The following is a 14,791-nucleotide window of genomic DNA, read 5'->3' on the forward strand; positions in this document are numbered from 1 at the left end:
TTACTCCGCTCAGAATGACAATTGTCCTATGTCATTCAGAAGGAACGTAGTGACTGAAGAATCTAAAAAACCGGACTCTACATCATGGTGGGGAACAATAAAATTGGATATGGTAATCTCTTAGTATTAAAAGTATCAAAACATTTAACAGATTCTTACGTTCGTACCTCACTCAGAATGACGACTCAAAGCAAGCATACCGTCATTGTGAGGAACGTAGTGACCTAACAATCTCTTTGTTTTAAGAGCATACAAAATCAGGCTATTCATATAGGAGATTCTTCGTTTCGTTTTACTCCGGTTTGAATGATATAGGGCTGTGTCATTCAGAAGGAGGGCAGTGACTGAAGAATCTCTATGGTTGACAAGGTATCCTTAAATGGAATCATTCATAAATTTCCAATCAGAATTTGATATATTTATCAGTTTCTCCTTTTTAGTACGACTCCAGCCTTTAATTTCTTTTTCTCTTTTAATGGCAGCTTGAATTTCAGAAAAATGCTCATAATAAACTAGGTGAAAACATTTATATTTTGCCGTAAATGATTTCGAAAAAGGAATAGGGTTATTGTGATAATATAACCTTTCTTTTAGGTTATTGGTCACTCCGGTATATAGTACCGTTTTGGTCTTGTTCGTAAGTATGTAAACATAGTAGTTATGTGTTCCTATTGTTTTCATTATTGTAAATGTAAGAATAAAGGTGAGATTCTTCGCTCTGCTCAGAATGACAACGGTCCATTGTCATTCAGAAAGAAGGTAGTGACTGAAGAACCTCAAAAACAAGCCTTTTCATCATTGTGGGGAGAAATAAAGTTGGATACGGTAATCTCCTAGTATTAAAAGTATCATAACATTTAACAGATTCTTACGTTCGTACCTCACTCAGAATGACGACTCAAAGCAAACATATCGTCATTGTGAGGAGCGTAGGGACGTAACAATATCTTGAATAAAAAGATTCGCTACCATACTCAGAATGACAAATAATAAAAATAATTTTGAAGTTAAAATAAAAATAGCACCTTTGTATAGGTTATGAAATAAGCTATAATATAGTAAGTTAAAACCAGCTGAAACGGTAATTGGTGAATTACATCTGACCGTAAAAACAATAGAATCTAATCAGATGAAACTTGCCATAATATCACATACTGAGCATTATAAAACGGCAGACAATCAAATTGTAGGTTGGGGTGCTACGGTGAGTGAAATAAATTATTTACTTGAAATATTTGATGAGGTGTATCACTTGGCTATGCTATATAATCAACCACCTCCGGCAAGTGCTTTACCTTATACCTCCAATCGCATACATTTTATCTCAATACCTGCTGTTGGTGGCAGAGGAGTATATAATAAATTAAGGATACTTTGGCAATCACCTAAAATTATTGGTATTGTTTCTAAAACCTTAAAGAAAGTGGATTTCTTTCAATTACGAACACCTACGGGAATAGGTGTGTTTTTAATACCTTACTTGACTTTATGTATTAAAAATAAAGGCTGGTATAAATACGCAGGCAATTGGAATCAAGAGCAACCTCCTTTGGGTTACCGTATACAACGATGGATGTTAAAACATCAGAATAGAACGGTGACTATAAACGGAATGTGGCCAAATCAACCTAAAAATCATTTGAGTTTTGAGAATCCTTGCTTGTCGAATGCCGATATTAACTTGGGAAAGCAAATACGACAAGATAAAGGATTGAAAGATAAGATTTCCTTTTGTTTTGTTGGTCGCTTAGAAAAGGAAAAAGGAGTGGAGTTAATAATTAATGCTTTTAATAGCTTAAAGGATGTGTCAAGAATTGGTACAGTACATTTGGTGGGGGAAGGGCAGGGAATAAATTATTTTAAAAGTATAGCAAACCAAAGGGATATAAAATTTATGTTTCATGGCGCCTTACCCAGAGGTGAGGTTTTTGAAATTTATAAAAAGTCAGAGGTGTTCTTATTGCCTACCTCAGCTTCCGAAGGCTTTCCAAAAGTCATTGCGGAAGCCATGAATTTTGGTTGTTTGCCAATAGTTTCTAATGTGTCGGCCATTGGCCATTATATAAAAAATAGAGAAAATGGACTTGTATTTGAAAATGTAACTCTGGAAAACCTAATATTTAAAACAAAAATGGCTTTAAACCTAGAACATACAGAATATAAAAAATTGTTGGGTACATTTGAAGAGACAGTTTGTAAATTCACCTTTTCTCATTATAATAGCAGAATAAAACAGGAAATTCTAAAACAATAAAACATTGAGCCCTAGAATAAGTCGGTCATTACCTGATAATTATATAGCCTTGGTATTATTTCATATTGCTTTGGGTTTCATTTTTTATTTTCAAGAATCTATATCAAAGCTTTATTTTCTTGTAGTTATGTGTTATTTTATTATTCACATAGTACTCGAACCTTCTGCCCGTAAAGTTCAAACGATATTTTTAGGTTGTGCGTATTTTACCGGTGCTGAAGTGCTATTTAGAATGACCGATGGCGGTATTGCCTACGAAGCTTCCAAATATTTGGTCATCTTATTTATGCTTATGGGTATGTTTTTTAAAGGCTTAAATGGTAAGGGTTATCCTTATTTTTTTTATTTGATTTTATTAGTACCTTCGATTTTAGTGGCGTCAGGTACCTTAAGTTACTTTGTGAACTTTAGAACCAATATAGCCTTTGTTTTAAGTGGTCCGGTGTGTTTGGGTATTGCCGCTTTATTTTGTTATGAACGAAAGGTGACTAACCGACAACTTTTAGATATTATAATGTATTTGTCATTACCGGCCATTTCAATGACCACCTACTTATTTTTGTATAATCCTAGTGTAAAGGATAAACTATCTGGGGCGGTGTCTAATGCTGCTTTGTCTGGAGGATTTGGTCCTAATCAGGTTTCTACTGCTCTTGGTTTAGGTATGTTTGCTATGGTGGTGCGCTTATTTATGAAATCACCAACACTGTTTTTAAAAGTATTAAACTTGATTATTTTGGGAGCCATGACCTTTAGAGCTATTGTAACATTTAGCCGGGGTGGGGTGTTTGCCGCAATCATTGTGATAGGGGCTTTTTTAGGGACTTTATTTTATCATGCTTCTAATAAAATGAGAAACCAGATTGTGGTGTCATTTTTTTTATTGATGTTAACCAGTGGATTATCTTGGGTTGTTAGCTCTAACCAAACACGTGGGCTTATTGATAAACGCTACGCCAATGAGAATTCTAAGGGAATTAAGAAAGGTGATATTACTACAGGGCGTTTAACTTTATTTAAAGAAGAAATTGAGGGCTTTTTAAGTAGCCCATTTTTAGGTATTGGAGCCAGTCGTGTTAAAGATAGACGTGTAGAAGCATATGGTACACAATTACCTTCCCACAACGAAATAGGGCGTTTGCTATCTGAACATGGGATTTTAGGAATTATAATCATAATGATTTTAATTATTAAACCCATAGGATTTAGAACGGGCAATAAGCGAAACTACTATTTTTATGCATTTTTAGCTTTTTGGTTTGCGACTATTAATCATTCAGGTATGCGTATTGCAGCACCATCACTATTATATGCATTTGCTTTATTAAATGTAGTGCCTGAACGCGTTTATCGAAAAACTATTGAGGGGAAACGAAAAGCTAAAGAATCTTCCAGTTCCTCCGTTATAACTACTTAAAGCAGTCATTTTTAACGGCTTATTAGATGGTTTTGAGTTTCATGTATTTCCTAATAGAATGGCCTTTAAAAATATTTTCCTACATTTATAGTAAATCTGATGGTCCCATATGATTAATATAAAAAAGAAAATTACTTGGCTGGTCAAACGACACCCTTATTTATATTATACCAGATTTAAGCTCTTGTCTAAGGATATGTCACAAGAAGTAATGGCTTCCCATAACTATAATCATATTAATAAAAAACAGCTAATCCCTAAGAGTTTTTTTATTGTCAATTCCATTATTTTTAAAGATAAATCGGGTTTGAATACCTTTGATAAGGTTATGGAAATAGCCAAATGGTTGCGGCTTAATATTAAAGGAGGTTCTGGTCTTAGCTTATCCTCTGAAAAAGCTTTGCAGAAAATGCTGGCTGGTGAGGGTGGCGTATGTAGTGATATGGCACAGGTTTTCAACAATTTTTGTGTGGTAAATGATATTGTGGTAAGAGAATGGGGCATCACCTCCATGCCTTTTAATGGTGAGTTCGGGGGGCATGCCTTTAACGAGTTTTATTCAGAATCATTAGGTAAATGGGTTTTAATTGATGTGTCTAAAACCATTATGTTTTGTTTAGGGAATAACGATACCCCCTTATCAGTAATGGAATTATTTGAATGTAATAAACAAGGAACAAAAGTAGCCTATAAATCATTTCTGCCTTCCAATCATGTAGATGATGATTTGGTTTCATATTACTATTTGAGTAATAAGCGAGTCCCTTTTTTAATTTGTAATTATTGTAATGAAACCTACGATTCTTATCTTGATAAGTTTCGTACATATCTACCTGTTTTTGTGATACACTTTTGGTTATACTTGGTTAAGAAAAGTTATTTCTATCTGTTTCCAGTTAGTAATTTTCAAGAACAATTATCATATAAACGATATTAAAGTCTAAATTCTTTTATTTTTACCCTGTGAGACCAGTATTATATATAGGGAACAGGTTAAAGTGCAGTGGGAGCAACCAAACACCCATTGAGGTCCTAGGCGTACTGCTTGAAGATGAGGGCTATACTACCTTTTATGCATCTTCTAAACTAAATAAAGGGTTGCGTTTTTTAGACATGCTTTGGGCCTGCTTCCGATATAGAAATCAGGTAGATTTGGTGCTTATAGATACCTACAGTACATTAAATTTTTATTATGCTTATGCGGTATCCAGATTATGTAGCTGCTTAAATTTAAAATATGTACCAATTCTTCATGGTGGTAACTTGCCTAATAGACTTGAATCATCATCTGGAATGTCCAAGGCAATTTTTACTAAGGCCTATTTAAATGTGGCGCCCTCTTTGTATTTAAAAGAAAGCTTTGAAAGATTTGGATTTGATAATATAGTTCATATTCCAAATACCATTGATGTTAAAAAGTACCAATATAAAGAAAGGGCCTTTGAAGAAATTAAGCTACTATGGGTACGTTCTTTTTCTAAAATATATAACCCTGAACTAGCCGTTAAAGTTTTAAAGGCACTTAAAGACGAGGGCTTTCAGACAGAGCTTTGTATGGTAGGGCCAGATGCTGATGGTTCATTGAAGGATATTAAGTTGTTAGCAAATGATATTGGGGTTGAAGTGAAATTTACAGGGAAACTAACAAAAGAGGCTTGGATTGAATTATCTAAGGATTATAACATTTTTATCAATACAACCAATTTTGATAACATGCCACTGAGTGTGATTGAAGCTATGGCATTAGGATTACCCGTTGTTTCTACCAACGTAGGGGGTATGCCATATTTAATTGAGGACGGTGAAGATGGCATACTTGTTAACCCAGATAATGTTAACGAGTTTATTGATGCCATTAAAAATATGATTTCTGACAGTAAAAGAGCTACCCAAATGACGGTAAATGCTAGAACGAAAGTGCAGCAGTATGACTGGAGTATTGTTAAGAAGCTATGGCATAAAGTTTTAAACTAGGTATGCCATGGCTGTCTCAAATTAAGGTCTTATATTTATACTTGCTATTATATCCTTATCTACATGTCTCGTCAAAATATTCATTTCAATATTTCTGAACGGAAAATTCTACTTAGAATTTTTGATATTTTATCGGTACTCGCTGTTTTACAATTTGTGGGTAGTACTTTTGATTTTGATTATTTCACAATTGCTAAAGAAAACTGGTATTGGGTATTTGTTTTGGTGCTTTATTTATCGGTGTTTGGAACTATTTTTGAATTATATGATTTACAAAAAGCTAGCAAGTTAGATACGGTTTGGACGAATATAGTACTCACATCTGCAACCATCGTTTTATTTTATTTATTTACACCCTTTTTTACGCCGTTTTTACCAGATAACAGATTACAAATAGTATTCTTTTTTACGAGCATACTTGGGGCTTTATTTTTTTGGAGGTTGGCTTATATCACATTTATTGTAGCTCCTCGTTTCAATAGAAAGGTATTGTTGGTTGGGGAAACGTCAAATATAAAGACGATTATAGATACTTTTAATGACTCCGACCCCAATTATCATATTGTAGGATTTATTAATTGTGAAAAAGTAAAAACGGATAAAATAAAATATTTGGGTTTGGTAGAGTACAGTCCTAGAGAAATCTATCAGGTTATCAAAGATGAGAATATTTCTGAAATTGTTGTGGCTACCTACAACTCAGAAAATATCACCTCGGAAATTTATACCGATCTAATTACTTTGTTGGAAGGAGGCTTTCCTATAAAAGAGTATACACAAGTTTATGAGGAGTTAACACAACGTGTACCTGTGCAATTTGTTGGAAAGGATTTTTATAAATACTTCCCATTTAGCAGAAGTAATCAAAATAAAATGTATCTGTTTTTTCATAGGTTTTTTGATTTAGTTATAGCCATTGTTGGTGTTTTAGCGGGTATCATAATTTTACCATTAATAGCTTTAGGTAATGTAATGGCGAACAGAGGACCTCTTTTTTATACCCAAGAGCGTATTGGTAAAAATGGTAATTTGTTTAAAATAATCAAATTCAGGACCATGATAAAAAATGCAGAACCCAATGGTGCTGCTTGGACCGAAAAGAATGATGCTAGAATTACACTGTTTGGTAAATTTTTAAGGAATACCAGATTAGATGAAATCCCACAGTTTTGGAATATTATTAGAGGAGATATGAGTTTGATTGGTCCTAGACCAGAACGACCTTATTTTGTGAGAGAACTTTCCCAATTATTACCGTTTTATGAAACAAGGCATATTGTTAAGCCAGGGCTTACGGGGTGGGCACAAGTTAAAACCCGGTATGGTGCCTCGGTTGATGATAGCTTACTAAAGCTTCAGTATGATTTGTATTATATTAAACACAGAGGTTTTTTCTTGGATATAAATATTCTTATAAAAACATTTAGTACCGTTATTTTCTTTAGAGGACAGTAATTTTTAGTAGGCAGTACTTAGTTTTCAGTAGTCAGTCTTTAAGTAACTTTATTTTCTTAAAAAGAGCTTTTCAGTTCGAACCTACTGAAATCAAGATACATTTTGTTTGAAGGTATAAAGTGATGGATTAAAGGGGAAATCTAATAATTCTGGTGACCTTGCTTAACGTGAGTTCTATATAACTACAAGTTTAATCAGAAATTTTATGTCAGGTTGAGCGCAGTCGAAACCTATTAAATTTATCTATTTTCAAGACCTTTCGACACAACATCTATACTATTTGCCTTTGTCATGAATATTTAATTGTTTTTACGTCAAACTTACTTTACTTAAGATAAATTGGTGTAAAACTTTATTAAAAATAAATATCTAACGGCCAAAGCTATTAGTAACGGAATTAAGCTAATGGCGAATACTTGAACCCCAATAACCCAATGTAAGGTCAATAAACATAACATGATGATTAAAAATTTTAAGTATTTAATAAACCATGTTTTTACTTTCTTTTTTTTAAGCTGACCAATCATTAAAATGTTTAATGCGAATGCCCACAGCAAATTATAGTTTTGGTGTGTGCCTGTATGATCTGTAGCAAACCACAGTAATAGAATAAATACGCCTATTAGACCTGTAAAAGCAAATAGGGTAATATCTAACCAAAGTGTTCGTATACTCTTTTTAAAGTCTTTATAGGTAATAAAAAGTATAATAATAGCAATAATACCTAATATGAATAGCGGACTGCTAAAAAGTGAATTTGAAGCTTTGCTTGGTCTTTTAGTAAAAATAGGATTACTCTTCTTTACTAATTTGGAACCGTCTTTTTTAGTGGCCACCTCAAAGAACTTATAAATATTCTCTGGTAAAAACATATGTTCTTCAGGAGTGGCTTCTCTGTCAATAACGGAGCCTAAAGCGACATCAATCCCCAAACTACCCCAAGAGTTTTTGTCTACATTATCATAAATTAAACTTCTAAATGTTTTGGCTCTAAAAATTTTAGGGTTATTGAATTCAATACTATTATTAGTGGCTATGATAGCAACATCTTTAATCCTAGTAGCACAGTTGTCAAAAAAGAATTCATAAAGATAGGCTCTATTCTCTGGTTTATAATTAGTGATTAAATAATTGTAAAGTTTTTGTTTTTCGTTTTGCGATAAATTTAATACCTGTTCCTTTACGGTTCTGTTATAATACTCGTAGACTTGGTAAAATCTACTAAAATCATCTTTACTTAATAAATAATTAAGTTTACCTCTAGCAAATTTTAGATAGAAATTAGGAGCATCAAAATCGAATTCACCATAACCATAAGTAACATCTAGTCCGTTATTGGGGTCCTTAATTCTGAAGGCACTATGGCCAAAATTTTCATATAAAGAAGGCCCGCTATCTACAGTTAAAACACTTATTTCTGCAGTGTCAGATAAAGTTAATTGTTGTGCGTAAATGAATGAAGAAAAGCTTAAAAGAAGAAATAGTATTTTTTTTGCCATTATCTAAAGATACTAAAATCGAGTTTTAAAGAAAACACATTAGAATATAAGGCCACACTTTGGTCACCTATATCGGTAAAAGCATAATCTATTTGAACACCATTGTATTTAAAACCAACTCCAAAGCTAGGTTGAAAGGTTAATTGCTCTGTATTATCAATTTGTAATTCATTTTGAAAATTACCCATACCAGCTCTTAAATAAACCATGTCTATATAGCCAAATTCAAAACCTAAGGCAGGGTTTATACTTGCAAAAGAGGTTGAAATAATATCATTATTTTCTTCAAACCGCATATTTAAATTAGCGGCCGCAAGTAGTGTGTAATCAACATTAAATTCGAACAATTTAGAAATACCAATTTGTAGTTTAGGGATGGTGATTTCAGTGCTTTCAGGTAACTCTTGATTTTGACCTTCAACAGCATTTCTAATTTTTTCAAATTCGCCTTCATCAATAGCCCAAGCATTAAATGTGGTTGTGATATCTCGAGCCATAACACCAAATTTCCAATTGTTGTTGGTTTCAAAATGAATACCAGCATCTAGCCCAAAACCCCATGAAGATGCAAAATCTCCAATAACACGTCTAATAACCTTGGCATTTACTCCATAATTTAAGCCTTGAACAGGTAATTCTCTGGCATAAGAAAAGGTGAGCCCGTAATCGGCTGTGGAAAACAGACTTATTCTATCATAATTAATGTTTCCTTGTTCGTCAATTAGCTGAGTAGTATTTAAAATATCATCAACAGCAAATCGAATTAACGAAATACCAATGGCACTTCTATTGTCTAAAGGCATTGCAAAAGCTGCATAATCGTAATTAGCAATGTTAGCAAAATAACTAGAATGCATCAGGGCCAATTGGTTGTCTTCTATGGATAAAAGTCCGGCAGGATTCCAATAACCAGCGTTTACATCAGAAGTATGCGAGGTAACGGCGCTACTCATGCCTAAAGCAGCTGCATCAACACCAATATTCATAAACTCATTAGAATATTTTCTAGTGGTTTGACCGAACAAAGAAATCGATAGTAAACAAAATAAAGCGCTTATGTAAACTTTCAATCGCAATTTTTTTACAAATATAAACCTATAAACTCTAAAATATAATAGATATTGTTTAATACTTGTATAAGACTAAAATTGTTTGTTATTTTGGATTCCTGCCTTCACTTCGACTGCGCTCAGTGTGACAAGCAGGAATGACAATTTTAACGGAACCCCGACGCAATGGGGCGAAGTGTTCTTTTAATTAAAATTCTTACATGAAGCGATATATTCCGAATGCCCTAACATTGTTAAACCTTTTTTGTGGATGTATTGCTGTTATTTTTGCTGTTAATGACAATTTTGTTTCGGCTGCGTTCTTTGTATTTCTGGGTGTCTTTTTCGATTTTTTTGATGGTTTTGCGGCTAGAAAATTAAATGTACAAAGTGAATTGGGAGTACAGTTAGATTCTTTGGCAGATATGGTGACAAGTGGATTGGTGCCAGGAATTATAATGTATAAATTGTTAGAAATTGTACAATCTGATTGGGTAGAAGTTGATTTATCAAGTGATTTTGGAATTCCATTAGTACCGCTTTTAGGATTATTTATAACCCTTGCATCTGCTTTTAGATTAGCAAAATTCAATATAGATACAGAACAACAATCTTTTTTTAAAGGCTTGCCAACACCAGCAAATGCGTTGATGATATTATCATTGCCCCTGATTCTAGAGTTTCAGAATAACGACATCATTAATGCTATTATTCTTAATAAATGGTTTTTAATTGTTGTAACAATTATAAGTTGTTGGATACTTAATAGTAACATAAAATTGTTTGCACTTAAGTTTAAAAATTGGAATTTTAAACCTAATGCTACGCGATATATCTTTATAATGCTCTGTGCGGTGTTGTTGATTGTACTTCAGTTTGCGGCTATACCTGTAATCATATTACTTTATATAATCATGTCTGTTTTAGACAATATAACTTCAAAATAAAATACAAATGCTTGGAATTATTTTCACACTATTAATGCTTGTTTTGTTACAGGCCGTTTTAGGTTTTGACAATTTATTATACATTTCTTTAGAATCTAAAAAAGCACCTCAAATCGATCAAAAGCGGGTAAGGAAAGTTGGTATATTAATTGCCATAGCATTAAGAATAGTATTGTTATTTGTGCTAGTATCACTTATTGGTTATTTTCAGGAACCGTTTTCCTTTTTATCAGGAGGAATAGATGGAGTTGCTCATTTCGCTTTTAACGGACATAGTTTAATTGTTTTAGCAGGAGGCGCTTTTATTATTTATACAGCCATTAAGGAAATTTGGCATATGATTTCTACGCATGATTTAAGTCATGATGTAGAAGGTGAAGATAAGGGCAGAGGGAAAAAGTCGTCTAACGCAGTAATTGTGAGTATTGTGTTAATGAATTTAGTGTTTTCTTTTGATTCTATTTTGGCGGCTATAGGGCTTACAAGCGAGATTGAAAATTCATCAACAGCATTTATAGTAATGGCCATTGCTATTGTAATTAGTGGTTTGCTAATGTTGTTTTTAGCAGATAGGATATCAGTATTTTTGGCAAAAAACAGAATGTATGAAGTGCTGGGGTTATTTATACTTTTTATTGTTGGGATTATGTTAGTTACTGAAGGCGGTCACTTAGCACATTTAGAACTCTTTGGAAACCCAATTGAATCTATGAGTAAAACAACATTCTATTTTGTAATAGCTATTTTGGTAATTACAGATATTGTTCAAGGCCGCTACCAAAAGAAAATTATTGCTCAAGAGGCACGAGAGGAGTTACATGAGGGTGAAGATAAATAATGAGAATTTTTGAGTATATATTTTATAGTATTTACAGAAACACATCTATTACAAATAAATTAAATCCAGTATCATCTTCTATAGGTGCACTTAATTTATTAATTCTTTTTAATGTTGCTACGGGTTTAATTCGTTTAAAGAACTACTTTACGTTTGAACTGACAAAAGCTGTTTTTATAGTTGTTATAGCTATTCCATCAATGATTATTCTTTACTATTTCTATGCAAACAATAGAGCCGAAAAAGTAATTTCCAAATTTAAAAACAAGAAAACTCAATTGCTTTTCAGAGTTGATTTACTAGTCTTACTCTATGCTTGTTTATCAATCTATTCTTTTGGAAATGTATTGGGTATAGGTATAGAGTACTCTCTAGTATTGATAGTGTTTGTTATTTTAACTTCTTTGTATTCTTATTTACACGTAATCAGATTTGATAAAAAGAAATAAAAAACACCTAGTATCTAATCCCTAATTTTCTTTTTTCTAAGCTCAAAATTCTGACCTAAATATACCTTACGAACCATTTCATCGTTTGCAAGGTCTTCTGGGATACCATGTTTTAAAATCCCTCCTTCAAACATTAAATATGTTCTATCAGTAATAGCAAGGGTTTCTTGTACGTTATGGTCCGTTATTAAGATACCAATATTCTTTTTGGTTAGTTGGGCTACAATACGCTGTATATCTTCAACTGCTACAGGGTCTACCCCTGCAAAAGGTTCATCTAAAAGAATAAAATTAGGATCGGTTGCTAAGGCACGTGCAATTTCTGTTCTCCGGCGTTCACCACCAGAAAGTAGGTCACCACGGTTTTTTCTAATATGTCCTAAACCGAACTCTTCAATTAAAGATTCCATTTTATGGTGTTGTTCTTTTTTACTAAGCTTGGTAAGCTGCAACACACTTAAAATATTATCTTCAATACTTAATTTTCTAAAAACTGAAGCTTCCTGAGCCAAATACCCAATACCGTTTTGGGCACGCTTGTACATTGGGAATTTTGTAATCTCAGTATTGTCTAAAAATATTTGACCACCATTAGGTTTTATTAAGCCAACAATCATATAGAAAGACGTTGTTTTACCTGCTCCATTTGGTCCTAGTAAACCAACAATTTCACCTTGATTGACTTCTAAGGATACATCTTTTACAACTTTACGTCCACTATAGGACTTCATTAAATTTTCAGCTCTTAAAATCATATTTGCAATAACGTAAAATTTAATTAATTATTGGCTTCAAGTGCATCCCAAAATTCATAAGCTTTTCTTAAATGTGGAATAATAATAGTTCCACCAACCAAAGTAGCAATGCCCAAAGCCTCAACTACCTGCTCTTTGGTTAAGCCTTCTTTGTAGCAAGTTTCCAAATGATATTTTACACAATCATCACATCTTAAAACGGTAGACGCCACCAAACCTAAGAGTTCTTTTGTTTTTATATCTAAAGCACCTTCTTGGAAAGCATTGGTGTCCAGATTGAAAATGCGCTTTATTATTTTATTGTTATCTGCAAGAATTTTGTCATTCATTCTTACGCGATAGTCATTAAATTCATTGACGATATCAGACATTCTTTGCTTCTTTACGTTTTTGATTTCTAACTACAACCTTCGAAATATAAATGCTAACTTGATATAATACTAAAATTGGAATTGCCACTATAATTTGACTAACTATATCTGGCGGTGTTATAATTGCAGATAAAACTAACACAATCACTAGGGCATATTTTCTATATTTTCTCAAAATTTCTGGCGTTACCAATCCAATCCTGGTAAAGAAATAGATGATGATTGGTAGCTCAAATATAAGACCTGATGCCAGTGCAGAAGAACGCACTAAAGCTATATAAGAACTAATGTCAATCTGATTGTCAACAGTAGTAGAAACACTATAATTTGCTAAAAAATTTATAGATAGCGGTGTTACAATATAATATCCGAATAAAACTCCAATAAAAAACAAAATGGATGAAATGATTATAAAACCTCTAGAATGTTTTCTTTCATTTTCATGTAAGCCTGGGCTAACAAATTTCCAAAGTTGATAAATAACATAAGGGAATGAAATAATAAATCCACCCAAAATAGCTGTCCAAATATCAGCTGAAAACTGACCCGCCATAGTTCTATTTTGGATTATCATTGGTACTTCTTCATTACAAAATGTGGTATCTACACCAATAAAAGTAGCTCCCCTACACAAAAAGTCATATGTTGGGAAATTCATTTCTAAAGGAGCAAAAATAATCTGATCAAAAATAAATCTACTAAAAATAAAAGCTAGTGTAGCTATAATAACAATAGCCATACAAATTCTAATCAGATGCCAACGTAAATCTTCAAGATGGTCTAAAAAAGACATCTCATTTATATTCTTTTTTGTCATTATATAATGCCTTCTTTTATTAAGTCGTGCAAGTGAACTACACCTGCATATTTTCCGTTTTCTTCAACCAGCAATTGGGTGATTTCATTAGTCTCCATAATTTCTAAAGCATCTACTGCCATTGTTTCTCCCGTTACACTTTTAGGGTTGGCACTCATAATATCTAATGCTTTTAAAGTGGTGAAATCATCAGAATTACTTAACATCCTTCTTATATCACCATCGGTCACAATGCCTATAATTTCATCGTTTTCAACTACAGCTGTAACACCTAATCTTTTTGCAGATATTTCAATAATAACATCTTTAACACTAGTAGCCCCTGAAACTTTTGGTTTTTCGTTTACTGAAGAAATGTCATTTACGCGCAAATATAATTTCTTTCCTAAAGAACCTCCTGGGTGGTATTTTGCAAAATCTTTACTTGAAAAACCACGCATTTCTAGAAGACAAACAGCTAAAGCATCACCCATAACCAATTGGGCAGTAGTGCTAGTTGTAGGTGCTAAATTGTTAGGGCAAGCTTCTTTTTCAACATAAGCATTCAAAACATAATCTACCTGTTGTCCTAAAAATGAATCTTTATTGCCAGTAATAGCAATCATTTTGTTTTTTGCGTTTTTAATTAAGGGCACTAAAACTTTTATCTCTGGCGTATTCCCACTTTTAGATATACAGATAACTACATCGTCTTTTAAAATCAAACCCAAATCGCCATGTATTGCATCAGCGGCATGCATAAATACCGAAGGGGTACCTGTAGAATTTAAAGTGGCTACAATTTTATTTGCAATAATGGCACTTTTACCAATACCAGTTATTACAACACGCCCTTTGGAATTGTAGATGAGTTTTACCGCCTCAGCAAAATCATCTGTGATTAAATTAGATAGGTTAAAAATAGCATTACTTTCAGCCTCAATAGTTTGTTTAGCAATTTGTATAATAGATTTCTCGCTATTCAAA

At 32.9% G+C, this 14,791-nt stretch carries 15 protein-coding genes; 8 read left to right on the top strand and 7 right to left on the bottom strand.

Features of this window, described 5'->3' with window-relative positions:
• Positions 1–375: 375 nt before the first annotated feature.
• Positions 376–681, bottom strand: a complete 306-nt coding sequence (locus FUA22_RS03030; protein WP_147766360.1) for a GIY-YIG nuclease family protein — start codon at positions 679–681, stop codon at positions 376–378.
• Between the two features lie 448 nt (positions 682–1,129).
• Here FUA22_RS03030 and FUA22_RS03035 point away from each other — a divergent pair, with 448 nt between their 5' ends.
• From FUA22_RS03035 to FUA22_RS03055, 5 genes are all read left to right on the top strand, one after another.
• Entirely contained in the window at positions 1,130–2,254 is a 1,125-nt protein-coding gene (locus FUA22_RS03035; protein WP_147766361.1) for a glycosyltransferase family 4 protein, read from the top strand.
• Between the two features lie 4 nt (positions 2,255–2,258).
• On the top strand, positions 2,259–3,671 hold the full coding sequence (locus FUA22_RS03040) for an O-antigen ligase family protein (protein WP_147766362.1): 1,413 nt from the start codon (positions 2,259–2,261) through the stop codon (positions 3,669–3,671).
• Positions 3,672–3,867: 196 nt separating this feature from the next.
• Positions 3,868–4,608: a transglutaminase domain-containing protein gene (locus FUA22_RS03045; protein WP_147766363.1), complete on the top strand. Its 741-nt coding sequence runs from the start codon at positions 3,868–3,870 to the stop codon at positions 4,606–4,608.
• Between the two features lie 26 nt (positions 4,609–4,634).
• The gene (locus FUA22_RS03050; RefSeq protein ID WP_147766364.1) at positions 4,635–5,645 is read left to right on the top strand and encodes a glycosyltransferase family 4 protein; all 1,011 of its coding nucleotides are present in this window, start codon (positions 4,635–4,637) and stop codon (positions 5,643–5,645) included.
• 63 nt (positions 5,646–5,708) lie between these two features.
• Positions 5,709–7,100 carry an exopolysaccharide biosynthesis polyprenyl glycosylphosphotransferase gene (locus FUA22_RS03055; protein WP_147766365.1) on the top strand — a complete coding sequence of 464 codons (1,392 nt, stop codon included), beginning with the start codon at positions 5,709–5,711 and terminating at the stop codon, positions 7,098–7,100.
• A gap of 329 nt (positions 7,101–7,429) precedes the next feature.
• On the opposite strand, the gene FUA22_RS03060 is transcribed toward FUA22_RS03055, so the two are convergent.
• Both FUA22_RS03060 and FUA22_RS03065 read right to left on the bottom strand, forming a co-directional pair.
• Positions 7,430–8,599, bottom strand: coding sequence for a lipoprotein N-acyltransferase Lnb domain-containing protein (locus FUA22_RS03060; RefSeq protein WP_147766366.1), 1,170 nt, complete (start codon positions 8,597–8,599; stop codon positions 7,430–7,432).
• Positions 8,599–9,669 carry a putative type IX sorting system protein PorV2 gene (locus FUA22_RS03065; protein ID WP_241664738.1) on the bottom strand — a complete coding sequence of 357 codons (1,071 nt, stop codon included), beginning with the start codon at positions 9,667–9,669 and terminating at the stop codon, positions 8,599–8,601. The genes FUA22_RS03060 and FUA22_RS03065 overlap by 1 nt, the downstream gene beginning before the upstream one ends.
• 200 nt (positions 9,670–9,869) lie before the next feature.
• On the opposite strand from FUA22_RS03065, the gene FUA22_RS03070 reads away from it, so the two are divergent.
• Genes FUA22_RS03070 through FUA22_RS03080 form a run of 3 tightly spaced genes read left to right on the top strand, consistent with a single transcriptional unit; the run spans position 9,870 to position 11,882 of the window.
• Positions 9,870–10,595, top strand: a complete 726-nt coding sequence (locus tag FUA22_RS03070; protein ID WP_147766367.1) for a CDP-alcohol phosphatidyltransferase family protein — start codon at positions 9,870–9,872, stop codon at positions 10,593–10,595.
• A gap of 7 nt (positions 10,596–10,602) precedes the next feature.
• A complete protein-coding gene (locus tag FUA22_RS03075) occupies positions 10,603–11,433 on the top strand; it encodes a TerC family protein (RefSeq protein ID WP_147766368.1) in 831 nt (276 codons plus the stop codon).
• Positions 11,433–11,882: a hypothetical protein gene (locus FUA22_RS03080; RefSeq protein WP_147766369.1), complete on the top strand. Its 450-nt coding sequence runs from the start codon at positions 11,433–11,435 to the stop codon at positions 11,880–11,882. Before FUA22_RS03075 ends, FUA22_RS03080 begins: the two co-directional genes overlap by 1 nt.
• Before the next feature lie 14 nt (positions 11,883–11,896).
• On the opposite strand, the gene lptB is transcribed toward FUA22_RS03080, so the two are convergent.
• Genes lptB through FUA22_RS03100 form a run of 4 tightly spaced genes read right to left on the bottom strand, consistent with a single transcriptional unit; the run spans position 11,897 to position 14,790 of the window.
• Positions 11,897–12,637, bottom strand: a complete 741-nt coding sequence (gene lptB, locus FUA22_RS03085; RefSeq protein WP_147766370.1) for an LPS export ABC transporter ATP-binding protein — start codon at positions 12,635–12,637, stop codon at positions 11,897–11,899.
• Between the two features lie 23 nt (positions 12,638–12,660).
• Positions 12,661–13,008 (bottom strand): carboxymuconolactone decarboxylase family protein, encoded by a 348-nt coding sequence (locus FUA22_RS03090; RefSeq protein WP_147766371.1) that lies wholly within the window; start codon positions 13,006–13,008, stop codon positions 12,661–12,663.
• Entirely contained in the window at positions 13,001–13,825 is an 825-nt protein-coding gene (gene tatC, locus FUA22_RS03095; protein WP_147766372.1) for a twin-arginine translocase subunit TatC, read from the bottom strand. The genes FUA22_RS03090 and tatC overlap by 8 nt, the downstream gene beginning before the upstream one ends.
• Positions 13,825–14,790: a KpsF/GutQ family sugar-phosphate isomerase gene (locus tag FUA22_RS03100; RefSeq protein ID WP_147766373.1), complete on the bottom strand. Its 966-nt coding sequence runs from the start codon at positions 14,788–14,790 to the stop codon at positions 13,825–13,827. Before FUA22_RS03100 ends, tatC begins: the two co-directional genes overlap by 1 nt.
• Position 14,791 lies beyond the last annotated feature (1 nt).

Origin of the sequence: Seonamhaeicola maritimus (genome assembly GCF_008056315.1) — a bacterium.
GTDB classification, from domain to species: domain Bacteria; phylum Bacteroidota; class Bacteroidia; order Flavobacteriales; family Flavobacteriaceae; genus Seonamhaeicola; species Seonamhaeicola maritimus.

What these genes read in the sequence shown, in the direction of transcription:
- FUA22_RS03075 (WP_147766368.1), top strand. Translation starts at nt 10,603, where the DNA reads ATGCTTGGAATTATTTTCACACTATTAATGCTTGTTTTGTTACAGGCC.
- FUA22_RS03090 (WP_147766371.1), bottom strand. Translation starts at nt 13,008, where the DNA reads ATGTCTGATATCGTCAATGAATTTAATGACTATCGCGTAAGAATGAAT.
- FUA22_RS03060 (WP_147766366.1), bottom strand. Translation starts at nt 8,599, where the DNA reads ATGGCAAAAAAAATACTATTTCTTCTTTTAAGCTTTTCTTCATTCATT.
- tatC (WP_147766372.1), bottom strand. Translation starts at nt 13,825, where the DNA reads ATGACAAAAAAGAATATAAATGAGATGTCTTTTTTAGACCATCTTGAA.
- FUA22_RS03080 (WP_147766369.1), top strand. Translation starts at nt 11,433, where the DNA reads ATGAGAATTTTTGAGTATATATTTTATAGTATTTACAGAAACACATCT.
- FUA22_RS03035 (WP_147766361.1), top strand. Translation starts at nt 1,130, where the DNA reads ATGAAACTTGCCATAATATCACATACTGAGCATTATAAAACGGCAGAC.
- lptB (WP_147766370.1), bottom strand. Translation starts at nt 12,637, where the DNA reads ATGATTTTAAGAGCTGAAAATTTAATGAAGTCCTATAGTGGACGTAAA.
- FUA22_RS03030 (WP_147766360.1), bottom strand. Translation starts at nt 681, where the DNA reads ATGAAAACAATAGGAACACATAACTACTATGTTTACATACTTACGAAC.
- FUA22_RS03045 (WP_147766363.1), top strand. Translation starts at nt 3,868, where the DNA reads ATGTCACAAGAAGTAATGGCTTCCCATAACTATAATCATATTAATAAA.
- FUA22_RS03070 (WP_147766367.1), top strand. Translation starts at nt 9,870, where the DNA reads ATGAAGCGATATATTCCGAATGCCCTAACATTGTTAAACCTTTTTTGT.
- FUA22_RS03055 (WP_147766365.1), top strand. Translation starts at nt 5,709, where the DNA reads ATGTCTCGTCAAAATATTCATTTCAATATTTCTGAACGGAAAATTCTA.